Source organism: Micromonospora sp. NBC_00898, from assembly GCF_045207895.1.
Taxonomy (GTDB): Bacteria; Actinomycetota; Actinomycetes; order Mycobacteriales; family Micromonosporaceae; genus Micromonospora.
In genome coordinates this window covers 1,321,661-1,343,355 of sequence record NZ_CP108775.1, presented here as the reverse complement: position 1 = coordinate 1,343,355, position 21,695 = coordinate 1,321,661, and the positions used below count along the sequence as shown (strand labels likewise).

The 21,695-nt window shown below is 65.6% G+C and carries 24 protein-coding genes; 12 read left to right on the top strand and 12 right to left on the bottom strand.

The features are described from left to right. Positions 1 to 18: 18 nt before the first annotated feature. The 6 genes from OG799_RS06365 to OG799_RS06340 all read right to left on the bottom strand — a co-directional run bounded on the left by OG799_RS06365 (position 19) and on the right by OG799_RS06340 (position 4,329). The gene (locus tag OG799_RS06365) at positions 19 to 672 is read right to left on the bottom strand and encodes an IS3 family transposase (RefSeq protein WP_406044023.1); all 654 of its coding nucleotides are present in this window, start codon (positions 670 to 672) and stop codon (positions 19 to 21) included. After that, the gene (locus OG799_RS06360; RefSeq protein ID WP_406044021.1) at positions 669 to 980 is read right to left on the bottom strand and encodes a transposase; all 312 of its coding nucleotides are present in this window, start codon (positions 978 to 980) and stop codon (positions 669 to 671) included. Before OG799_RS06360 ends, OG799_RS06365 begins: the two co-directional genes overlap by 4 nt. Before the next feature lie 112 nt (positions 981 to 1,092). Continuing rightward, positions 1,093 to 1,458, bottom strand: a complete 366-nt coding sequence (locus tag OG799_RS06355; protein ID WP_406044019.1) for a hypothetical protein — start codon at positions 1,456 to 1,458, stop codon at positions 1,093 to 1,095. Then, positions 1,455 to 2,126: an ABC transporter ATP-binding protein gene (locus tag OG799_RS06350; protein WP_406044017.1), complete on the bottom strand. Its 672-nt coding sequence runs from the start codon at positions 2,124 to 2,126 to the stop codon at positions 1,455 to 1,457. The genes OG799_RS06355 and OG799_RS06350 overlap by 4 nt, the downstream gene beginning before the upstream one ends. Before the next feature lie 490 nt (positions 2,127 to 2,616). After that, positions 2,617 to 3,735 carry a CU044_5270 family protein gene (locus tag OG799_RS06345; RefSeq protein WP_406044015.1) on the bottom strand — a complete coding sequence of 373 codons (1,119 nt, stop codon included), beginning with the start codon at positions 3,733 to 3,735 and terminating at the stop codon, positions 2,617 to 2,619. A gap of 384 nt (positions 3,736 to 4,119) precedes the next feature. Then, positions 4,120 to 4,329, bottom strand: coding sequence for a hypothetical protein (locus tag OG799_RS06340; protein WP_406044013.1), 210 nt, complete (start codon positions 4,327 to 4,329; stop codon positions 4,120 to 4,122). Between the two features lie 314 nt (positions 4,330 to 4,643). Between OG799_RS06340 and OG799_RS06335 the strand changes: the two genes are divergently transcribed. The 3 genes from OG799_RS06335 (at position 4,644) to OG799_RS06325 (ending at position 6,449) form a co-directional block, all read left to right on the top strand. Beyond that, positions 4,644 to 5,054: a GNAT family N-acetyltransferase gene (locus OG799_RS06335; RefSeq protein ID WP_406044011.1), complete on the top strand. Its 411-nt coding sequence runs from the start codon at positions 4,644 to 4,646 to the stop codon at positions 5,052 to 5,054. 112 nt (positions 5,055 to 5,166) lie between these two features. Then, entirely contained in the window at positions 5,167 to 5,571 is a 405-nt protein-coding gene (locus OG799_RS06330) for a YybH family protein (protein ID WP_406044009.1), read from the top strand. 221 nt (positions 5,572 to 5,792) lie between these two features. Next, positions 5,793 to 6,449 (top strand): TetR/AcrR family transcriptional regulator, encoded by a 657-nt coding sequence (locus OG799_RS06325; RefSeq protein WP_406044007.1) that lies wholly within the window; start codon positions 5,793 to 5,795, stop codon positions 6,447 to 6,449. A 206-nt stretch (positions 6,450 to 6,655) separates the two neighbouring features. Here the strand turns inward: OG799_RS06325 and OG799_RS06320 are convergent, their stop codons facing one another. Further along, complete coding sequence (locus OG799_RS06320; RefSeq protein ID WP_406044005.1) at positions 6,656 to 6,988, bottom strand: transposase; 333 nt, start codon at positions 6,986 to 6,988, stop codon at positions 6,656 to 6,658. Positions 6,989 to 7,440: 452 nt separating this feature from the next. After that, the gene (locus OG799_RS06315; protein WP_406044003.1) at positions 7,441 to 8,712 is read right to left on the bottom strand and encodes an IS110 family transposase; all 1,272 of its coding nucleotides are present in this window, start codon (positions 8,710 to 8,712) and stop codon (positions 7,441 to 7,443) included. 236 nt (positions 8,713 to 8,948) lie between these two features. On the opposite strand from OG799_RS06315, the gene OG799_RS06310 reads away from it, so the two are divergent. Beyond that, a complete protein-coding gene (locus tag OG799_RS06310; protein WP_406044001.1) occupies positions 8,949 to 9,257 on the top strand; it encodes a GNAT family N-acetyltransferase in 309 nt (102 codons plus the stop codon). 4 nt (positions 9,258 to 9,261) lie between these two features. Here OG799_RS06310 and OG799_RS06305 read toward each other — a convergent pair whose 3' ends face one another. Continuing rightward, complete coding sequence (locus OG799_RS06305) at positions 9,262 to 10,317, bottom strand: IS630 family transposase (RefSeq protein WP_406043999.1); 1,056 nt, start codon at positions 10,315 to 10,317, stop codon at positions 9,262 to 9,264. A gap of 119 nt (positions 10,318 to 10,436) precedes the next feature. On the opposite strand from OG799_RS06305, the gene OG799_RS06300 reads away from it, so the two are divergent. Next, positions 10,437 to 10,766, top strand: a complete 330-nt coding sequence (locus OG799_RS06300) for a hypothetical protein (RefSeq protein WP_406043997.1) — start codon at positions 10,437 to 10,439, stop codon at positions 10,764 to 10,766. Positions 10,767 to 11,608: 842 nt separating this feature from the next. Beyond that, entirely contained in the window at positions 11,609 to 12,244 is a 636-nt protein-coding gene (locus OG799_RS06295) for a methyltransferase domain-containing protein (protein WP_406043995.1), read from the top strand. Between the two features lie 185 nt (positions 12,245 to 12,429). Here OG799_RS06295 and OG799_RS06290 read toward each other — a convergent pair whose 3' ends face one another. Together OG799_RS06290 and OG799_RS06285 are read right to left on the bottom strand one after the other, a co-directional pair. Further along, positions 12,430 to 13,095, bottom strand: coding sequence for a DUF402 domain-containing protein (locus OG799_RS06290; protein ID WP_406043993.1), 666 nt, complete (start codon positions 13,093 to 13,095; stop codon positions 12,430 to 12,432). A 349-nt stretch (positions 13,096 to 13,444) separates the two neighbouring features. Next, the gene (locus OG799_RS06285; RefSeq protein WP_406043991.1) at positions 13,445 to 14,107 is read right to left on the bottom strand and encodes a DUF402 domain-containing protein; all 663 of its coding nucleotides are present in this window, start codon (positions 14,105 to 14,107) and stop codon (positions 13,445 to 13,447) included. A 258-nt stretch (positions 14,108 to 14,365) separates the two neighbouring features. Here OG799_RS06285 and OG799_RS06280 point away from each other — a divergent pair, with 258 nt between their 5' ends. Together OG799_RS06280 and OG799_RS06275 are read left to right on the top strand one after the other, a co-directional pair. Further along, positions 14,366 to 15,430 carry an integrase core domain-containing protein gene (locus OG799_RS06280; RefSeq protein ID WP_406043989.1) on the top strand — a complete coding sequence of 355 codons (1,065 nt, stop codon included), beginning with the start codon at positions 14,366 to 14,368 and terminating at the stop codon, positions 15,428 to 15,430. A gap of 75 nt (positions 15,431 to 15,505) precedes the next feature. After that, a complete protein-coding gene (locus OG799_RS06275) occupies positions 15,506 to 16,012 on the top strand; it encodes an integrase core domain-containing protein (protein WP_406043987.1) in 507 nt (168 codons plus the stop codon). Between the two features lie 603 nt (positions 16,013 to 16,615). Here the strand turns inward: OG799_RS06275 and OG799_RS06270 are convergent. Beyond that, positions 16,616 to 17,821, bottom strand: a complete 1,206-nt coding sequence (locus OG799_RS06270) for a TIGR02391 family protein (protein WP_406043985.1) — start codon at positions 17,819 to 17,821, stop codon at positions 16,616 to 16,618. A 1,083-nt stretch (positions 17,822 to 18,904) separates the two neighbouring features. Here OG799_RS06270 and OG799_RS06265 point away from each other — a divergent pair. From OG799_RS06265 to OG799_RS06250, 4 genes are all read left to right on the top strand, one after another. Then, positions 18,905 to 19,609 (top strand): hypothetical protein, encoded by a 705-nt coding sequence (locus OG799_RS06265; protein WP_406043983.1) that lies wholly within the window; start codon positions 18,905 to 18,907, stop codon positions 19,607 to 19,609. Positions 19,610 to 20,249: 640 nt separating this feature from the next. After that, positions 20,250 to 20,633 carry a VOC family protein gene (locus tag OG799_RS06260; protein ID WP_406043981.1) on the top strand — a complete coding sequence of 128 codons (384 nt, stop codon included), beginning with the start codon at positions 20,250 to 20,252 and terminating at the stop codon, positions 20,631 to 20,633. Between the two features lie 14 nt (positions 20,634 to 20,647). Next, positions 20,648 to 21,316, top strand: a complete 669-nt coding sequence (locus OG799_RS06255; protein WP_406043979.1) for an HAD family hydrolase — start codon at positions 20,648 to 20,650, stop codon at positions 21,314 to 21,316. Between the two features lie 35 nt (positions 21,317 to 21,351). Continuing rightward, on the top strand, positions 21,352 to 21,606 hold the full coding sequence (locus tag OG799_RS06250) for a VOC family protein (RefSeq protein WP_387121109.1): 255 nt from the start codon (positions 21,352 to 21,354) through the stop codon (positions 21,604 to 21,606). Positions 21,607 to 21,695: the final 89 nt, after the last annotated feature.

Here is a 21,695-nt window from a genome sequence, read left to right as displayed (position 1 = left end):
GGCCGTTCCGATGGAATTTCACCCCGTCCGACCTCGAGGACCTGATGGCCCGGATCGAGCGACACGAACAGAAAGAGCCAAACCTCCAACAGCCCACCAGCTGCGACCATGAGTTCCCCCGGGACCCCAGATGCCGTATTCGAGGGCGGCGAGGATCAGGTCGGTGTCGCAGCGGTCGGAGGTCTTCCACCCGACGATCCGGCGGGAGAACGCGTCGCGGACGGCGGCGAGCCAGAACACGCCCTCGCCGCAGGGGATGCGGGTGGCGTCGGCGACCCAGAGCCGGTTCGGCCCGTCGGCGGTGAACTGCCGGTTGACCAGATCCGGTGCCGGCGAGTGCCGTGGGTCCTGCTTCGTGGAGCCGCCGCGCCAGCCGCGGCGCAGGAACGCGCCCTGCCAGCCCTGGTCGGCCATCAGCCGCTCGACTCGCTTGCGGCCGACGCGGATGCCGTCGCGGCGTAGCTGCCGGTGCACCCGGTCCGCGCCGTAGGTGTGCCCGGACGCCTCCCAGATCTCGTGGATGTTGGAGATCAGCCCCAGGTCGACCACGTCCCGGTCGCAGGGCTGTTCGACCTGCTTGACCCACGCGTAGTAGCTCGAGGCGCCGATGTTCAGGACCCGTAGCAGGAGCGCGACCGCGAACTGGCCACGGTGTTCATAAATGAACGTCATGACCGTCGCCGGGTCGGGTCGAGCTCCGCCGCGAAATACGCGCTCGCCGCCTTCAGAATCTCGTTCGCCCGCCGCAGCTCGGCGACTTCCTTGCGCAGCCGGCGGTTCTCCTCGGCCATCTCGCCGGTGGGCCGGTCGTGACGCTCACCCGTATCGGCCTCGGCCTGCCGGATCCAGTTCCGCAACGCCTCGTGATGCACACCAAGCTGCCCGGCAAGACGCCGGATGACCGGCTTCGGGTCCGACTCGCGGTACAAGCGCACAGCACGCTGACGTAGCTCGTCGGGGTACTTCTTCGGTGCTGCCACGGACGACTTCCTCCCCACGACCATCAGACCATGATCAAGAAGCTCCATGAAAGCGGGGGTGGCTCACCACCAGCCTGCCGCACTGACCCTCGCCGCATAACCCCCGAAGGACTTACGGCGCGGACCACTTAGTCCGGAGCCAGCGCTGCCGGCCGACGCCCTGCGTCCACGCCAAGCGGTGGGTGCCGGCTTCGACCTCACCGGCGACCAGCGGGGCGCCCCAGAACAACCCGACAAGGGCGGGCGCCAGATTCAGATACGGCAGCGCGTCGAGAAGCGCAGGGTACCTCGCGCGCAGGCCCCCGATTAGGTCGCCGCAGCCCTCGTTCGGCTGGGCCAGGCATGCGGTCAACCCGCTGTCGCGCAGGTAGGAAACAAGCGAGCCGCGCATCGCCAGGTACGCCACCGACAGGATCGCGATCCCTGTGGCCGCGGCGAGCAGGTGATTGCGGTGCTGACGCCAGGACAGCCAGATCATGCCGCAGCCTCCGCCGGGCGGTCGCCGCCAAGGGCGCGGAGGATGAAGTCCTCCAAGCCCTGTCCTGTGGCGATGAGGTCCGTTATCGCGCTGGCGTGCACGACGGTGCCGCGTCTGACGACCACGAGGTGGTCGCACGCGCGGTCGAGCTCGGAGACGTCGTGCGACGAGTGCACGACCGTGATGCCACGCGCGGAGGTCTCGCCGCTCACGTCATCGAGAAACGCCCGCCGCGCCAGCGGATCCAACGCTGCGCCGGGCTCGTCGAGCAGCAGCAGCCGCGGCCGTTTCGCCAGGGCCAGCGTCAACGCCATCTGTGCCTGCTCTCCGCCAGACAGCGAACCGGCCCGTTTGCGCAGGTCAATGCCGAGGCTGTCCAGCCGTTGCGCGGCGTACCGCTGATCCCAACGCGGGTTCAGCGCCGCCCCCATCCGCAGCAGCTCGCTCACCCGGAACCGCCGGTACAACGGCTTGTCCCCGGCGACGAAACCGACGTCGCCGCGAGCCGTCGCCGCCCGTGGCGAGACACCAAACACCGTCACCCGCCCGGCGTCTGCCGGTACCACCCCTACCGCCAAGTGCAACAACGTCGTCTTGCCGGCGCCGTTGGGCCCTACCAGGGCGACGACACTGTTGGCCGGCACGCTCACGGTCGCGCCCGCCAGCACCCACCGCCTCCCGTACCGCTTCCCAACACCCCACGTGGCCAGCGCCGGTCCACTGTCATGCGGCCCACTTTCATGCAAATTCATGCTGACGACGCTAGGCACCCTGCACTTCGACCGCGTCCAGCCCGGATCTGAACCGCATCCACCCGGCGACGGACGTACCGCCGCGGGGCGTCCACCCCCGGTCTGACCCCGGCAAGGCCACCTCATCTCATCGGCTACGAGCGCGTGCTTGCCGAGCAGCGACGGGCGCACGGAGTGTGAGGTGGAGCGGCGCCCGGCGCGCCCGGTCGGCGGCCATGAGAGTGCGCGTCGATGGACACTTCGATTGCCGTCCCCCTGACCTGCTTCCCCGACTGCCTCGGCTCACTCGAACACGCCCGCCAACACCCCGCGCCTTCTACACCTGGTACAACACCGACCATCGGCACGCCGGGCGCGAGACGGCCGGCGGCGCTGGTGTGCCGCCGCCGGCCGCGTGTTCAGGAGGTCAGTTCTTGACGTCCACCGTCGGCGGGTTGTCGTTGGTGTTTTTCGATACCAGTACCAGCTGATACGTGGACAGCGCGCCCGGCGCGATCCACGACCACGGGCCACGCGGCTCCACCGCGCGCATCTCCTTGCCTAGGGCCTGCCCGGTGTCCGGGTCGATGATTAGACGCACCTCAAAACGGCCGTTCCCGGGGCTGTCTTGCGCGAATGCGACCGCCTGCCCGGGCCGACCGTGCATGTCGTGCACGACTCCCAGCCCGCGCACCCCCGGCAACGTGGCGAGCATGCGGTATGCGGCGGCGCGGACCTCGTTGCTGACCGGCAGGTCGATCACCACGCTGGCGGCGACGGTGAGCAGCCACTGGTCGCGGTCGGTGGGCATGTCGCTGCCTCCCCCGTCAAAGCGGCTGAGCAGCGCGTTGCGGAGGGCGGCCGGGTCGGTCGGCAGCGCGTCGAGTTGTGCCTGCGACACGTTTCGGTCGCCAAGGGCGAAGAGGTGCGCTGGGTCGACCGTGTTGCCGTGGACCTTGCCTGGGGCGATCTGCAGGTCGTACGGCTTCGGCTTGGTGATCTTGATGACGGCCGGGGATCCGTTGCGGCGCCAGGCGGCCTCGTCGTTGGGCGTGGCGGGCACTGCGCCGAGCGACTGCGAAATTACCCAACTGCTGTCAGCGCTGGAGCGGGCCAACCAGTACTGGCCACCGGTCTTGTCGAACATGGTGTACGTGCCGTCAGCGGTCTCGACCGGCACCGCGAAGCCGCTCTCCATTTGGATGGTCAGATAGCGCCCGCCGGTTTGCGGGGCTTTGTCGCTGCGTTCGGCTGCCACGAGCAACAACCGGCTAGAGTCCATCGGCGCCTGCGTGGCGGGCGACGCGACGTCGGGTGCGGTGTCGGGTGCATTGCGCGGAGCGGCGCCTGGTCCGGCCATGGCGACGGCGGTGACGGCCGCTGCGGCCACCACCGCCGCCCCGACCAAAGCCACACGTAGACGCCTGGGCCTGCGGAGCAGATCGAGCGCGGCGTGCCCTTCGGGGCACTGTTGCATTAAGCGATCGCGCGCTCTCGACGCCGCAAATCTTCCGTCACCAGGCTCAAGACGGGCGGCAAGGCCCATCGGTCGCTGAATACCGCGAGCAAAAAGACGGCTTTTGTGCCGATCCCATAGATCAGTTGAGCACCCAGGTTCGATCTTGCAGAAAGCCTTGCGCGCAGTGATCTTGAGGATCGCTTAATGCAACAGCACCGTGCAGCGGTCAGGGCGGCGATCATGTCACCGCATCGACTGGCTGGCCATCGACAACGTCCCCACCCGAAGGACCAGGGTCCATCGAACTCTCCTGACATCGGGCAACACACTGGCCGCCGCCATCTCGCAGTGGCTACGACATGTCGAACGGCCAACTCGGAACAATCTCTAGCCGCACCCGATGGACTCTATCGTCCATTATACTCCCGCGGCGGAGGCATCCGCCAGATTAAGTACGCACCGCCACGACCGTCAGGCGCGCTGCTGCTGCTGCTGCTGCTGCTGCAAACCACCGATGGCCAGCGAGGTTTGCCGACCGGCGCCACGCCAACCTACTCTGGACGCGATGGTCCAGTTGATATACCCCGGACTGCGGGCGACCACGTCCTCACCGCGGAGAATCTCATCACCGGGGCACTCGCTGACGATGACGTCATGGGCGGGTGCCACATCGGCATCCACCGGCCGAGTGGAAGCACGGGTGGCAGCGGGATCGCGGCCGCCCGGCCACATGGGGAGGGGCGCATGGCAGTGACCACACGCGGCTTCGGCGGCCGCAGACGCGACGACACCGACCTCCCGCCCGGCCAGTACCGCACGGACGACTTCCCGGCGATGTGAGCGCTAAGAATCCGGTCAATCGTGGCGAACCCGGATGATGCGAACGTCTCCGACGTCGGTTACGCAATAGTCCGAGGCGGGATACTCCTGCCACTTCATCCGACCTGACTGGTCACTCCCAGGCCGCTGACCAGACGCGAGATTAAGGAGACAACATGGCGGGTAACGCCGAGGACATGATCACGTTGACCAGTGCCGAGCAAGATTTGGGTGGCTCGAACCTGTCGGGAGCCACCGCGCCCGACGTGGAAGACCTCGTCATCACCGACAACAGGGAGCTCGGCATCTACGAGGCCGCAATTGGGGGCCGGACAGTCGCTGGGCTCGTCTACAGTAAGGTCGGGAGCCGCGTCGTACTGATGGCGACATCCGTGTTCCCCGAGTTCCGGGGGAAGGGAGTAGCCGCCAGGCTCATCGGCGGCGTCCTCGACGAGCTGCGCATGCAAGGAAAGACCGCCACCGTCACGTGTCCGTTCGGGGCAGCATTCGTCAATGCTCATCCGGAATATGCCGACGTTCTAGACCCGGCATTCCCTCGGTCGCACACAGCCGGGCATGGGCATTGAACACGCGTCGTCGCGTCTGAACGCGCGCCGACCGCTGAGAAGGTTCAGGCCCACTGGACGAGGCCGTCCAGTTGTGGCCGGACCGTTCAACCAACACGAACAGGGAGCCGAAATGTCTGAGTCCTATCCACTCGCCACTGAACCCGAAGGCGTCGTCGCGTCGCTGGTTGAGCGATTTAACTCCGGCAAGGTCAGCGCAATGATGGCCCAGTTCGAGCCGGGGGTCGTGTTCGTCGCGAGAGACGGGCGACCCGTCACTGATCCCACTGAGATCGCTGCCGAACTCGAGCGCGATATCAGTCTCGGTCTGCCGCTGGAGGCCAAGGCGCGCCATGTGTTCGTTGCCGGCGATATCGCCCAGATCGTGGTAGACTGGTCAATTGATGGCACAGGTCCCGACGGCGAGCACGTACACCTCGAAGGCTCGGCAAGCGATGTCGTGCGCCGCGGCGCGGATGGACGCTGGCGGTACCTGATCGACAATGCTCTTGGGACGATGGTGCGACAGCCCGCCTGAACTCGGACTTGCCCTGGGTCCGTCGAGTCCTGCGACAGCGAGGACCAAATAGCCCAGGAACAGACTCGCCCTATCGATGATCTCGCGGACATAGCACCCGTTCAGCCAAGCTGGCGGCGCATGCGTTCGTCCTTCACCATCACGCGAATGCGACATAACGCCGGATGGACTCCAAGGTCCCATCCTCCATGGATTATCTGGCGCGCCGATACACTCGACCGATGGGCGACGAGCAGGTGGCTGCGCCGACGAAGCAGCGGAGAATCAGTCAACGGGGCATCGCGACGCGGGAGCGGATCCTCGAGGCGGCGAACCGGCTGATGTTCGTGCGCGGAGTTAACGCGACGACCCTTGACGACGTCCGCGAGGCAAGCCAGACGAGCAAGTCTCAGCTTTACCACCACTTCGCCGACAAGCAGGAGCTCGTGCGCGCGTTGGTCAAGTATCGAGGCGCGCTTGTGCTTCAGCGCGAGCGCGGGGGGCTCGAACGACTGAGATCGTTCTCAGGGCTGGTCCGGTGGCGTAACGCGCTGGTCCAGGCCAACTCGCTGAACAACGGCAAATACGGGTGCGGCCTCGGGTCGATGGCTGTCGAGCTGTCCGATCAAGATGAGCAGGCTCGATCGATGCTGTCGGAGACGTTCGCGGCATGGGGAAAGCTGATCAGTGATGGTCTGCACCGGATGCGGGACAGCGGTGCACTGCGCCAGGACGCCGACCCGGAGAAGTTGGCCACGGGGTTGATGGCAGCTTTGCAAGGCGGCTACTTGCTGGCGAACGCCGCGCACAACGTCGCACCCATGGAAGTTGCTCTGGACATGGCGCTGGAACACATCAAATCGTTCCTCTTGGAGCCGTCCGGCGAGCCGACCCGTTAATTGAGCCCTTTTCATCGTGATCAGGCTGGTCACGGTGAGCCGTCCCTTAGCGACCTGCACGTTGCCCCGGGATGGCAGGGAGTGGCCTGCGTTGACCTGGCTTGACCGGACCCGCCAGGCCGGACGACGACCACACGGACGCGCCGCCGCCCATGATCCTTTGACCTCGGTTTGCTTGAGTTCCCCCCGCTTTGATGGAGCGGTGGTTACCTGCTGCCGGCTGGCGCAGGGGTGGTGATAGGTGGCTCGGCTGGATGGTTCTGGCGGGTGTGCCAGGCGGTTTCGTGCTCGTCGGGGCTGAGGTAGCCCAGCTCGCGTTGGATGCGGCGGGTGTTGTACCAGCCGTCGATGTAGGCGAAGATCGCGTTCTCGGCCTCGTCGCGGGTGGGCCAGGAGGTTCGGTAGACGAGTTCGATCTTCAACGTCGACCAGAAGTTCTCCATCAGCGCGTTGTCGTACGAGTCGCCGACGGAGCCCATCGAGGGCAGGATCCCGTTGTCCTGTAAGCGTTCCGCGAACCGGAGCGATGTGTAGTACACCGCCGCCGACTACACCAAGGCGTGCCGGCGGTTGGGCATCCTGCAGTCGATGGGTCGCGTCGGCTGCGCCCTGGACAACGCCGCCGCCGAGGCGTTCAACTCCACCCTCAAGGTCGAGTACATCCACCGGCAGCGGTTCCGCACCCGCGCCGAGGCCTGACTCAAGATCGCCACCTGGATCGTCGACTTCTACAACACCCGCAGACGTCACAGCGCCTGCGACGGCATGTCCCCCGTCGACTACGAACACTTCATCGCCGAAGCCCGCCGGGCTCAGGCAGCTTAAACAACCCTCCACGCTTCCAGGGGATTGACAGTTGGTCCCAGCAGCGTGTAATCGGGTTAGTGAGACGACGGGCGGGGCTGCCCATGATGAGCGTCGAGGTAACCCGTGGTTCCTCAATGCCGCGTGGGGCTCGCCCCGACCCAGCTCGACGGGCCGCCTGCTGATGTCAGGCGGCGATAGGCATCACCGCGCGACGTTCGGCGCCGTGGGTGGCGATGACTGGGTCCCAAGCTCGGCCGGTGGTGATAACGGCGTGCAGTTGCCGCAGGATCGCAGCGGCGATCACGGCCTGGGCTTGGGTGACCGTGAGCTTGTTCTGCTCTCGGGTGGTCAGATGGGTGAACCGGGCGGCGTAGACCGGGTTGGCCCGTTGCGCGCCCCACACGGCTCGCCACGCTGCCAGCCGCAGTCCGGGGCGTCCTTGTCCGGTCAGTTTCGTGCGGCCTTTGAAAGTGCCGGACAGTTTCTCCCGCGGTGCCAGGCCGGCGTGCTTGACCAACGCCCGGGCACTCGCGAACCGGTTCGGATCACCGGTCTCGGCCAGGATCGCCGCAGCGCCGATCGCGGACAGGCCGGTGATCGACGTGACCAACTCGGTCAACCTGAGTTCGTCCAGGACCGCCGTCATCCGCGTCTCGGTGTCCAGCAGCCGACGGTGGGTCTCGAGCCAGTCGCCCAGCAGCAGCGCAACCCGCTCCAAGGCACCCGCACGGTGGGCGATCACTCCCGCGCGATCGGTCAATGCCGCGAACAGCAGCCGCACGATCCGCAGGCACGGTTTCTGCTTACCCCGTCGGACGATCTCCCGGCGCACCGCAGACTCAAACCGCGCCAATCCCAGCCGGCGGGTCCGGGTCAGGTCCCCTGCATCGCGGGCCACCACGATTCTCATCGCCGCGGTCCACGTCGAGGAACGAAACGGCTGCCGCGCGGTCTGCAGCGCCGCCGGCCAGACACACTCCAGCAGCGCCCGCATCTGCTGGACCTGACTACCCGCTTCCACCAGCAGCTGCTCACGACGCGCGCCCAGATGCCGTAGCCGGCCCCACGTCTCATCAACCGGTTCGGGAACGTAGCAGCGCAGCTGAGCCGTCAGCCGAGCAATGATCACGGCGTCTTTCTCATCGGTCTTGTCGAACGTCAGGTCTTCGCTGCGTCGCGCCCAGGACGTCAGCATCGGCTGGACACACACGAACGGCATCCCTCGTTCCTCGGCCAGCTGACCCAGCACTCGCCAGCGGTGACCGGTCGGCTCGCACGTCACCGTGACCCCGGCGAATCCTTTCGCTGCGGCCTGCTTGCTCGCCCAGTCCAACGCCGCGCCCAGATCCCAGGCATGACACCGGAAAGTCTTACGTGCCAACACTTTCGAGTCGTGGTCGGTGACCACGACCATCTGCTTCTTGTCCGCCAGGTCGATGCCGACGATCGCGTTCACGGACGGGACCAGGGCCCGCAACCGAGCAAGCCGCGCGTTGCGGTTGCGATCACCACGGGACACACCGCTACCGTTACCCACGAACGTCCTCCTCCTGCGATGGGACACCAAGCCCGACAAGCGCATCAGGGGGACGTTCCTACGTCCTGCATCGACACGCAGAACGTCTTTCTATGCCGATGAGAGTGCACCCCGCCGGATCCGTCGAGTTGCGAGTGAATGACAGGATTCCCGCCATGGATGTACACCTTCGACCGCTTCGGCGACAGGACGCATCAGGGCTGGTTGTTCTGCTGGGCCAACTCGGGTATCCGACCACCGATGCGGCCGTGCACGAACGGCTGGACTACTGGCTGGAAGACCCCTCAAGCTGGCTCATCGGCGCCGACGACGATGGCGAGCTGATCGGCGTCGCGGCACTGGGTGTCCTGCCAATGCTTGAGGTGACCGGAAAGCTCGGGCGTCTGGCCGCATTGGTCGTCGACGAGCGCTACCGCGGCCGAGGAGTAGGCCAGTCGCTAGTGCAGCTCCGCGTTAATCCTTGAGGGATCAGGCTGCTTTGAGTGGTCGGCCGTCGTAGGTCCATCGGAAGGGCTTGGCGGTCCGGTTGTAGACGGTGACGAACTTGTCGATCCGGTCGGCGAGGTCTTGTTGGGAGGTGAACTCGCCTCGGCGGAGCAGCCGGCGGGTCAGGATCGAGAAGAACAGCTCGGCCTGGTCCAGCCACGAGGCGTGGGCGGGGGTGTAGTGCGGCTGGAACCGGGGGTGGTCCCGCAGCCACTTGCGGGTGGCCTTCGAGGTGTGTGAGGAGCCGTTGTCCAGCACGAGGTGGATGGTCAGTGTCGGGTCGATGCGCTGGTCGAGCCTGGTCAGGAAGTCGATGAAGGTATCTGAGTTGTTGCGGCCAATGCGTTCGGTGTGGACCTGGCCGCTGTGGACATACAGGGCTGCGATGATCGAGACGGTGCCGTGGCGGACGTACTCGAACTCGCGGCGGGCGATTCGGCCCGCTCGGCAGGGCTGGTCGGGGTGCTTGCGGCTGCGGGCGGCGATCGCGGTCTTCTCGTCAACGCAGATGACCACGGATCCGTCGGGTCGGTGTAGGTACAGGTCGCAGACCTCGGCGGCCTTGGTAAAGAAGGCCGGATCCGGGCGGCGGGTCAACCAGCCGCGCACCCGGTGGGGCTTGAGGTCCAGATCGGCCAGGATCCGCCCGATCTGGGAGGCGCTGATCCCGTCTTCGTGCAGGTGCTCGGCCAGCAGCCGATGCGACCATACGGTGTCCGCCTCGGGCAGCTCGCTGGTGACGGCAGCCACGATCCGCAGGTGCGTGTCCGGGCCGTAGATCGGGGGTCGTCCCGGGCGTAGCCGGTCGCCCAGCCCGGCCATTCCGTGTTCGGCGAACCGCCCCCGCCAGGTACGGACCGTGGACTCCCTGATCGACAGGTCCCGGGCGATCGCGGCGTTGGAGGCGCCGTCGGCGGCGGCCAGGACGATGCGGGCCCGTTGGACGTCGCGCAGCGGGGCGGTCCGCGATCGCGCCAGGGCCTCCAGCCGGGGACGGTGTTCAGCGTCGATGACCACGCTCCGGGCGCGGGGCGGCATAGGAGTGACCTCTCCGCGTGACCGGCCGGGGGATGATCTCGGCCACGCGAAGAGGATCTGTACCAACGCCGACGGGAGCCACGCGGTGCGACACACCGTGGTCGGGCACGATGAACGGCATGGTGCGACCGACCGACGCCGTCAAGGCCACCCTCGCCGACCGGGTGGAGACACACCGGGCGGCCCGCTGGCCCCAGTTGACCCGACTCGTGGTGCGCTTCCGCGGCGATTACGCCTACATCGACGCCGACGAGGATGGTGACATCTGGCCCCTGTGCCGGCTGCGCTACACCGGCAGCGCCGACCGGTGGGGCTTCGCCATCCACCTGGCCAGCCGCGACGGCTACGAGGACTCGTTCCTACCCAACGGCCAACCCGTTGGCACCCCCGAAGAGGCCATCGACTGCGCCTGCGGCCTCTACCTCGGCGACCCCACCGCCTGGTCCTGACCCCTCAAGGATTAACGCGGAGCTGCACTAGGAGGGTTCCGGCCTGGTGCCGGGAGACGGCGAGGACAAGATCCGTTCAGGTTGGAAAATGACGGTAGGTCGTGGCCACCCCAACCCCCTTCCTAAGTGGATTTCAGCCCAGTAGACGGAAGATCCAGTCGGTCCGAGGCCGACGGAGATCTAGAAGACACTCAGCATTCACACTCTCAATCGCCAAGCTCAACTGCGGCCCCCGTCACCTCAGGAAGACCAGCAGCTGTGGTAGCCAACCAACCTGCCGCGCACCGAGGGCTCATATATCCGCCCGACGCAGCGACAGCTGGCAACATCTGCAGCGCTTGACGTGGAATCAAGAGACCAAAATGCCGCTTCATCCAGGACGCAGATGAAGCGGCAGGTCAGAGCGATCAACAGCGATCAGGCCGATGTCCAACTGCCATGCGGTTACCGCCAACAAAGATCATCCGTTACCCGATGTTACCGCCGTTACCTGAGAAGATCTTCATCTCCCCAGGTCAACACGTCGGGACGGCCGGATTCGAACCGACGACCCCTTGACCCCCAGAGATCGGCAGTAGGGTCCCGTTCGGCTCGCACCGCTGGTCGACGGTCTGATGGTGGTCACCGGGGTTCGGCTTGGTGTCATCGGTTGCTGTACATCGCTGCTGTACCCGCGCCCGCCCGCCCGTCGGCGGCGCTCCAGTCGCTCAACCGCGTTACTGGTGGAGCTGAGGGGATTTGAGCCCCTATTGCGTGTTTCATAGGACTTGTCGAGGCGAGCCCTGCGAAAGACGCGCCGGGGCGGTCGCGGCGGGGCACGCGACCGGTCCGGCCCGTTGATAATGATCGACATGACCGTGCGATACGACGAGGTGCTCGGCCCGCTGCGTGAGGCGTACGACGCGGAGGCGGCCTTGCGTGACGGGCTCAACAAGGAGCCGTGGAAGCTGGCGGAACGGCAGGCGTTCCGTGACCGACTGTCGCCGGGCGCGCGGCTGCTGGAGATCGGAGCCGGCACCGGGCAGGACAGCGCCTACTTCCAGCAGGAGGACTTCGCCGTCGTCGCGGCTGACCTCTCGCCGGTGATGGTCGAGCACTGCCGGGCCAAGGGCATCGAGGCCCACGTCATGGACTTCCTGCAACTGAACTTCCCGGCCAGCTCGTTCGACGCGGTGTTCGCGATGAACTGCCTGCTGCACGTGCCCAACCACGACCTGCCCGCAGTCCTGGCGGCGATCCGGGCGGTCCTGCGCCCCGGCGGGCTCGTCTTCCTCGGCGTGTACGGCGGTAACGAGAGTGCCGAAGGCCCCATCGACGATGACGAGCACGTGCCGCCTCGCTTCTTCTCGTGGCGCACCGACGAGCAGTTACTCGGCTTCGCCACCACATGGTTCGACGTCGTGGACTTCCACCCCGTCGACACCGGCCGCGGCCACCGGTTCCAGTCGCTGACGCTGCGCCGCCCGGACCCCGAATAGCGGAGCACGGACCATGAGGCTGTGTTCGTAGGCGGGTCAGAGCCATTCGTTGATCGCGGTGATGTGCAGGACCGGTCGGCGCTCCGACCTCCGCCGGACCCGTCACCGCCTCTCGACGTTTCACAGCTCCTGCGGCACTCAGTTGTACTGGCGTTGTACTAGTTGATCTTTGAGAATCGCAGCTTTCAGGGCTGGAAGTACTCGGGAGCCCAGCAGGTCGCGTTCGCCGGCAACTCCCACCAGTGCGGCATCAACGTCGGCCGCCACGCCGGATCCGGCTGGAAGTCCATCCACCGGCCGTCGAAGGGCGCGTCCCCGGCGCGGGCCAGGGCAAGCAGTCGTTCGCCCTCGGCCCGAACGGCGGCGGCCTCGACTTCATCCCAGAACGCCGGCTCGCCGGTGTACTCCGCGAACGCGTCCTCGTCCTTCCACGACCACCTACCATCCGGATAGACGAGAAGGTCGAGCTCCTGGTCGTAGACGTCGACCCCGCCAGCCCACCGGGTGACCGGACGCTCCAGGTTGACATACCAGCCGTCGAAATCGCCGTCCTGCCGCCAGCTCCACCAGACCGAATGCGCCGCACCTGGCGGCATCAGCATCAGAGTCCGGAAAGGCTCCCAAGTACTCAGGCTGAGCATCGTCGTCATCCGCAGCGACGTGAGCAGCGACAGCTTCCGCGTCGGCTGGCCAGCGCCGTCAACCCGGCGCATGGCCTGTGAGCCCGCCTCGATCCACAGCGCCAGCCCGCGCTCGTCGTCGCTGACCACCCGCCCGCACAGCACCGAGCCGACCCGACCGTCCGGATACAGGTGCCGGCGGACGATCGTCTGCCCCCGCTCAAAGATCATTCGAGCACGATACCCAATCAAGGCCCGGTAATCATTGCCCCAAACTCGCCGACTCGAACGCCAGCCATCACACCTCAGACCACCTAAACCCCGGGCCAGCAAGCACGGCAAGGTTCAACTGCTTGACCTCGCGTGCCGGCGCTTCCACTGCCCAACGGCGTTACTGGTGGAGCTGAGGGGATTTGAACCCCTTACACCCACGGTAGCGAGGGAACATCATCAATCAGACCGATTGACGCTGCCACCAGGGCGGAGCCTGCCGACGCTTGCCAACGTCTGTCGTCGCTGGTTGCTCTCAGTTGTAGTGGATCTGTACCGGATGATCTTCGACGCCCGCCTCGCCCGGAGCCTATGAGGCTCCGCCGGACAGGTTCATTGCCTTCGAGGGCGGCGACACCGGCGCTTGGTTCCATCCATCGGGTAGTTCCGGCATGCTCCAAGCGGGGTCCGGCCGGAAGTCACAGTGAGTGCCGTCGAACGGGTACGCGCCTGCGGCCGCCAGTGCTGCGACTCGCTGGGCCGTAGCCCGAATCGTCGCCGCTTCGGCGGCATCCCAGTACCAGGGATGACCGGTTCGGGCAACGAACTCCGCCTCGTCTTTCCAGGACACATGGCGTTGCGGATCAATCTCCAGATCGAGCGCATGGTCCGTGGTATCGATACCTATGGCATGCCGCTCGAACGGTGCTTCAAGATTGACGTACCAGCCGGCGAAGCGCTCATCCGCGAACATCCACCACACCGAATAGTTCGCGGCCGCAGGGTGCAACATCAGTGCGCTGTAATGTTGAAAGCTGGTATGGATGTGCGAAGCTCCGACCAACTCGTCGATCGGTGCGTCCTTGAGGCTCCGACCGGCGGAATCGCGGTAGAGCACCAGCGGGGCGCCGCAAGGTTCCCACAGCAGCAGCCCGTCGTCGTCGTCGGCGACAACCATGGCGGCCTGAACCCACGTGACGACATCGCGCTTGTGATAGCGGCGAACGATGGCCTGACCCGGACGGAAAGACATCCGCCAACCCTAAGCTAGTCATCCCGTCTGCCGCCGACCCACACCTTGGTGGAGCGGACCAGGGCCAGGGCGACAAGGTGGAGCGCCCAACTGGAAGAGTCTCAATGGCAGCGGTCAAGCCCTTGGCGTGCGCCCCCGTGCTCCGGACTAGGCCACGGCGAGGTAGTGGCAGCTGTTGGGTTCGTAAATTCGGTTCGGTGGTTGTGACGTGCGGCTTTGTGCGAGGTCGGCCGAACCAGGGCGGCGACGATTCAAGGTATGGCAGCCTCGCTGGTGTACCTGCTCCTGCGTCAGATCCTGCAGATGCTGACCCAGCTAGCCCGGGACGGCGGCGCCAAGGATGTCGAACTGCTGGTCTTACGGCATCAGGTGGCGGTGCTGCGCCGACAGGTGCATCGACCCGATCTGCAGCCCGCGGATCGGGTGGTGTTGGCGGCGTTGTCGCGGCTGCTGCCCCGGCAACGCTGGGCGGGGTTCTTCGTCACCCCGGCGACCCTGCTGCGCTGGCATCGACAGCTGATCGCACGACATTGGACCTACCCACACGCGCGACCCGGCCGGCCACCCGTCGACCGCGAGATCCGGAAACTGGTCCTGCGCCTGGCCGGGGAGAACCCGACCTGGGGCCATCGACGGGTGCAGGGCGAGTTGGCTCGTCTGGGCTACCAGGTAGCGGCCAGCACGGTATGGAAGATCCTGCACCACGCCGGCGTCGACCCGGCGCCCCGCCGGACTGGACCGACTTGGCGACGGTTCCTCACCGCCCAGGCGCACACGATCCTGGCGTGCGACTTCTTCACGGTCGACACCGTGCTGTTGAAGCGGATCTACGTCCTGTTCTTCATCGAGCTGGCCAGCCGCCAGGTGCACATCGTCGGAGTCACCGCGCACCCGACCGGTGCCTGGGTGGCGCAGCAGGCCAGGAATCTGCTCATGAGCCTCGATCAGCGGGCCGACGGGCTCCGGTTCCTGCTCCGCGATCGCGACACGAAGTTCACTACGGCCTTCGACACGGTCTTCACCGCCGCCGGTATCGACGTGCTCCGCACGCCGCCACAGGCCCCGAGAGCGAACGCCTTCGCGGAGCGCTGGGTCGGCACGGTACGGCGCGAGTGCACCGATCAAATTCTCATCGTCGGCGAACGGCACCTGTCGAGCGTCCTGACCGAGTACACGGAGCATTACAACGGCCACCGGCCACACCGATCACTCGGACAGCGACCACCGAACCCACCGCCGCAGGTCGTTGACCTCAACGCCGCCCGCGTCCAACGACGCCCGATACTGGGCGGACTGATCAACGAATACTCGCAGGCAGCGTAGGCGAATCTGGTTTGCGAGCCCCACAGCGTCATCGCCTGCGACTTCGTACACATCGACCTGGTCGACCTGCGCCGGGTGTACGCGCTGGTGTTCCTCGAACACGGCACACGCCGACTGCACGTCGCCGGGGTGACCGCTCATCCGACGGCATCCTGGACGGTCCAGCAGGCAAGAAACCTCGCCGCCGAGTTGGGCGTACGGGTCACCTCGCTGCGCTTCCTGATCCGCGACCGGGACGCGAAGTACACCAAGCCATTCGACACGGTCTTCACGGCCGACGGCATCGAGGTCGTGAGGACCGCGCCACGGGCCCCTCGAATGAACGTCCACTGCGAACGGGTCATCGGAACCTTGCGACGCGAAGCACTCGACCACCTGCTGATCTGGAACGAGACCCACGCCCGCCACATCCTCGACGCCTACGCCCGCCACTACAACCGCCATCGCCCGCACCAGGCTCGACGACAGCTCCCTCCCCTCACTCAGGAGCACCCGGCGCCCATGACCGACCCGACCGCTCAACGACTCCTACGAACCCGAGTGCTCGGCGGCGTCATCAACGAATACAGATACGCAGCCTGACCAGCAGCGACGAGTTTCCGAACGGCACAGGTCTGCGGGTAGTTCCCGGCCCGCAGCGACCGGTCCCAGTCCCGCAGGAACCCGGACCAGGTCCGGGACAGTCCGACGGTGAGCTTCTGAAGATCGAGAAGTGGCATGACAACCTGCCCGAGTCAAGGAGTCCAACAGCGGCGTGCTAGACCAGGCATCCATGCCAAGCAATGAAAAGAGGGCTCCCGCAAGTCGCTGACCTGCGGAAACCCTCTCGCTGTCGGGACGGCCGGATTCGAACCGACGACCCCTTGACCCCCAGTGATCGGCAACTCGGTTCCGTGTGGTTCGCGCCGCTGGTCGACGGCGTGATGGTGGCTAGCCTGGTTGTGCTTGGTGTCGTCGGTTGCTGTACATCGCTGCTGTACCCGCGCCCGCCGACCGGTGGCGCTCTGGTCGCTCAACGGCGTTACCGGCGGAGCCGAGGAGATTTGAACCCCTTACACCCACGGTAGCGAGCGAACATCGTCAATCGGATGGATCGGCGCTCCGATCAGGACGGAGCCTGCCGACGCTTGCCTACGCTTGTCGCCGCTGGTACGGACCGATCACTCAGTTGCACGACACGATAAACTATTCGAGCCTTTTCTTAACAATCCAGTCTTTCGCCTTCTGCGAGAGTATGTCTGGATGTTGCTGCTGAACAAACTCCAAGAACGACAACATGCCAGCCGACTGATCGTTACCGTACGAGTCCTGCGTGGGCAGATCCAATAGCTGGTCCAGGTCAGTCTCTGCGAGTTCGTCGACCACCAGCTCAAGCCGCATCAGCACGATGTTGCTGTGGTCGTAGCTTCGCGTGAAGTCAGCCTCGTCTAGCCACTTGTTCTTGAGCACCTTGCGAACCGCCGACGACGCCATGTTGTCTGGGAGCTGCAGGCCACGTAGCCACCTCCCGCCGTCGAACTCACGATAGAAGGCGGTGTGGGATCGGTAGCTGTGGCGCTTGGCGAGAACTAGGTCTTCAATCTCCTTGATCGTCTCTTCGCTGACGTACCGCGTGATCAGGTCGTAGGCTAGACTCGCAAGTGAGATGTAGTGAATGGCGAGGTTTGGGTCGAGGGGCGTCGCCGGGGTGTGGGCCTTCTCGTTGCGCAGGAACTGAATGGCCATGTTGAGAAACTTGACGCCTTCAAAGAAGTCCTTCTCGGCATCGTTCGCCGGCTGATGACCGAACAGCTTCTCGATGTTCGCCGCTGCAAACGCATCGGTAGCCCTCTCCTTGCCTGTGATCTCTCGGAGCTTCCCGCGCACCAGCTTGTATGACTCCTCGACTGCATGGAAGTGGTCCCCGGTCGCGAGGTAGCGCCCGATGTGGTTGTAGATGTCCTCGTGGATCTCAATCTGGATCTTATTGTTTGTGACCGTGGCTTCGGTGGTGAAGCTGGCTGGCGTCTTATCAATTGCCGTAGCGGTTGCCGTCTGCGCCGCGTCGCCAAGCTCCTCAGCGATCTTTCGAATCTTCGCAACCTGGTCGTCAGTGATGTCCTCGCCACAGAAGGCCGAAGAGTCCGGAGCGGCCTTCTTGGCCTCGATGTAATCAGCGAGCGCGGCGAGCGAAGATGAAACCTCGGCGTCTGACCCGCCCTTCCACAGCGCACGCATCCGATTGGCTTTGGAGTCACCGAAGCCTGGATACTTCTGCTCGTCATAGATGTCGACGTTCAAGTCGCCAAAAAAGTTGGCGAATGAGGCATTCGAGAAGTCCAGGACGTAGCCGCCACCCATGCCGAGCACGGCCTCTAGAAAGGTCTCGTTCCGCAATGACAGTTTGCTCATGCCTGGTTGCTCCACTCCTCAGCAGCCAACGGCGCCCCGTTGATGGCGTCCACAGTCATCCAAGGACCCACCGCCGAACTCCACCGGACGGCTCAAGGCGTGCGACTCCAAGCCTATGACAACGGTCCGCAGGACGACAGTCGTGCCGATCGGCGTCGCGGACTGAGAGAAGCGGTGACCCGACCGCTCGTCGTCCGGTTAACGACCCGCCGCCCCTCCCCACCTGTGCCTCCTAGCCATCCCGTCGGCCTTCGTCCGCACACTGTGGAGTGGGTGGGGCCTGCCCGGTCAAGGTGGAGCACCCAGCGGCTGAACGACCTTGACCGGGCAGGCCCTGCCCGCTCGGCTCTGCCCGGACGAAGGTTGTCGGGATGGCGCCAACCATCCCGGAGTGCCCGAGGACCCCGCCGGAGGCACTGCCTTGTCCTGATCAACACCGAACCCCGGATCTGCCATCAACCATGGCGGCCCGGGGCTTCGTCGTATGTCGCGCCGCCGGCGGGCTAACACCGACGCGCTGGCGGCCGAAGGCCAGAGGCGCGGCGGCGGGCCATCGGCCCGGCCCAGGTTCGGCGGCGCGAGCGGCCCGCGGCGCGGGCCGCGCTTGATCCCGTACAGAAAGTTCTCACACACATGCCAACCCCGCCATGTCGGGCTCCACTTGATGCGTGACACATCGAATTCACTTGAAGGCTGACAGTCTCCCGTCCGGTCTGAGGCTCTGCTTTCACACTGGGTGACCGGCGTCGGGCCTACTGCTTGAGCAGGTGACCTTCGTCGGTCAGGACGCCCCGGTCATTTGCGAAGCAGCGCCGTGTGTGGCCATAAGGCATCTGGAGGATCGGCAGCCGCAGTAATCGAATCTGAACTGCCACCGGATCCGGTCTCGTAGTGTCACCACGACCACAGGGAGTAGGGTGCCGTCTCGTTCCTGGCCCAGGCCGGATTTCTTGCAGCTCCTATCCGGATCCTGGCCGGTATCGCCGCTTACTGGGCGTAGAGGTCCACGCTGGCGTCGGAGGTGATGATCCATGGTGCGGTCCCGGCTTTTGCCGCCGACGACGGCATGGCACGATGCTAGGCGTGAATATTGCTGGTTACGGATACGAGCAAGATCCGCTGATCGATGGTGCCGCCTTCCTGAGTGATCCGCTGTTCTGGCCTACCTATCTGTCGTCCATGCTGATGCCACAAGATGACTCTTTTGTCACCGAGGCGTTCGGGGTGGAGGTGGAGGATTGTTACGAATACTCTGATCGCCGGCTGCGCGATCCCGACGCCTGGCCGGTGTTCCAGCTCGGACTGCGCGACGGGCACGAGGTCAATGTCGTATACTTCAATTTGCCCAGGGAGTACTTCTGCGACTTTCTTCTGTGCCGTCCCGGCGGGAAGCACGCGTTGAGGCTCGCGACCGTCGGAGGGCACGAAATGCGTCCGGGGCTGAGCTGGCCCGAGCTTGGCACTACAGCGGACTTCTCCGGTGCACCCTACGGTGTAGTAGAGCCGAACGCTCGGCTGCTGCTACTGCTCCCCGCGTTCGGCGACCGGGATCTACCGCCTGAGGCGACGGCGAGGGTGGCCGCCGCACTGACAAGTTGTGGCGCAGGGACGAGGGTCGACCACCTCGCCGCTTACTTGCTGGAAAACCTGCCCCGGCCAACCTGGCGACACGTGAACGGCGTACGAGTCAGCGATGGCCGGTACAGCATGCGCAACCCCGACGGTCCCGCTGGGCTCGCCCCTGCGGACTTGCTGGAAATCTCGACAGCACTCGCGGAAATTAGTTGAGCGGTCCGACGCCGAGACGCATCGGGGCTGTCCGATAATGTGACGGCGATCCAAGCACCACTTCGCCGCGATCACGCCCGTCCCAACGGTGGTTTTTGTATGGGCCGGGCCACTCTGGTGTAGGCATGACGCCGTCGTCGCTCGATACTCCTGCGTTGTCGCCCAGGTCGTCGCCGCCGCCGTATCCCTTGCCGCGGATGCTGCCCCTGCTCCGGCGACGCTGGTCGCGTCCGCCCTGACACACGGCACGGCGAGCAGTCTGCAGCGTTCGCTCAGACTGTTCGTCCCTTGACCGACAGCAACACGCGTCCGCGCCTCGGCAGGCGGACAACCGCAAACAGCAGCGCGGCCGTCGGTGTCACCGACCGTGCCCGGCACGGTCAAGGGCCGGTGTAACGCATCAAGTGGAGCCAGCGTGTAACGCGTCATCCGTAGTACGACAATGCCAACCCCGCCAATGTCGGGTCTCAGGACCTGCGTGACAGATCAGTCTCGGGACGTGGGGGACACGTCCGGCTAGATGACATCTTCATGAGGTCGGGGCGCGGCATGGAGTGAGGGCTGCGCACCGGTGAATGCGCGTAGCCGGGCCGAACTCGCCCGGCCCTCGGTCTGACCTTCGGCCGTCTAGGGTGTGGCGATGTCCGAGCAGTGGTCCTTGACCGTCGACTGCGCGCACCCGCGCGAACTGGCCGAATTCTGGTGCCTCGCGCTGGGGTACGTCCCGGCAGCCCCACCAGATGGGTTCGCCAGCTGGGAGGCATGGCACACCCATTTCAAGGTTCCCGAGGACGAGTGGGACGACGGCGCCTTCATCGAGGACCCCGACGGCATCCGGCCCGGTATTTCGTTCCTGAAGGTGCCGGAGGGGAAGCGTGACGAACCAAGAATCGGTTTCCACCTAGGGACTGCCGGTATCCAGCGGCCCCGGTCGGGTGACCAAGGCCGGCCCGGAGGGCAACTCGACCTGTTCTGCGTCGAGCGCAGTCAGGAGCATCATGGCCCATGTCAATCGTCCCGCTGATCTAGGGTGACCTGGTGCCTTCGAAACCCGTGACAACCGTCCTGTTCGATTTCGCTTGGACCCTGTTCGCCAGAGACCCCAACCGCTGGGTCGGCAGCGCGGCGGCCTTGATCGGCCGGGAGGTGGCCGCCGGTGAGGCGGAGCGAATCGCCTCGGATTTCGCTGAGTTGCTGCGGACGACGGCTACGGACCCTGCTCACATCGCCCGGGACTTGGACCCACAGGTGTGGGACCGGGCGATTCTGGCTGTCCTGCAGCAAATCCGTGGGGTGGACTTGCCGTTTGCGCGAGCCCTGCACGAAACGCGCGCCGAAGCGCTGGCGCCGTACGCGGACACGGCGTCCACTCTCGCCGCGCTGAGTGCCCGCGGTATTCGCCTTGGCGTGGTCAGCAACGTGGGCTGGGACATTCGCATCTGCTTTGCGAGGCACGGGCTTGACCGCTACATCGATTCATTCGTTCTTTCCTACGAGGTCGGCTTCGTCAAACCCGATGTACGGATCTGGCGCACCGCAGTCGAAGCCCTGGCGGCACAGCCAGATCGAACGTTGATGGTTGGCGACCATCCCGGATGCGACGGCGGTTCCGTGGCCGTCGGCATACCGGCCCTGGTGCTGCCGATGGTGAGTTCGCCAGCCCAGCTTCGCGGGTTCGATCAGGTGCTGGCGTTGGCCGGAATCTGAAGCCGGTTCGGTTCCTGGTTTGTCGAGGTTGCCCAGTGCGCTTCGGGAAAGATCTCCGATTCTTCCAGCATGAAGTCGAGCCGAAGGCAGTCAAGAACCGGATGCACTTCGATATCCACGTCGGCGGCGGCCGGCACGAGCCGTTGGAGGTGCGCTGGCCGCGGGTCCAGGCGATCGTCGACAAACTGGTGGCAGCAGGCGGAACCGTACTCCGGGTCGACGCACCGGACGGTGCCCCGGACCATGTGACGATGGCCGACCCAGAGGGCAACGAGTTCGACGTCCTTTAGGCCCGTTCGGCCGGGCAGCTGGCCAAGCCGTAGCCGTCGACAGCGTCACGCAGGTCCTGACCCCGGCCGAGCTCCTGACCCGGACGACG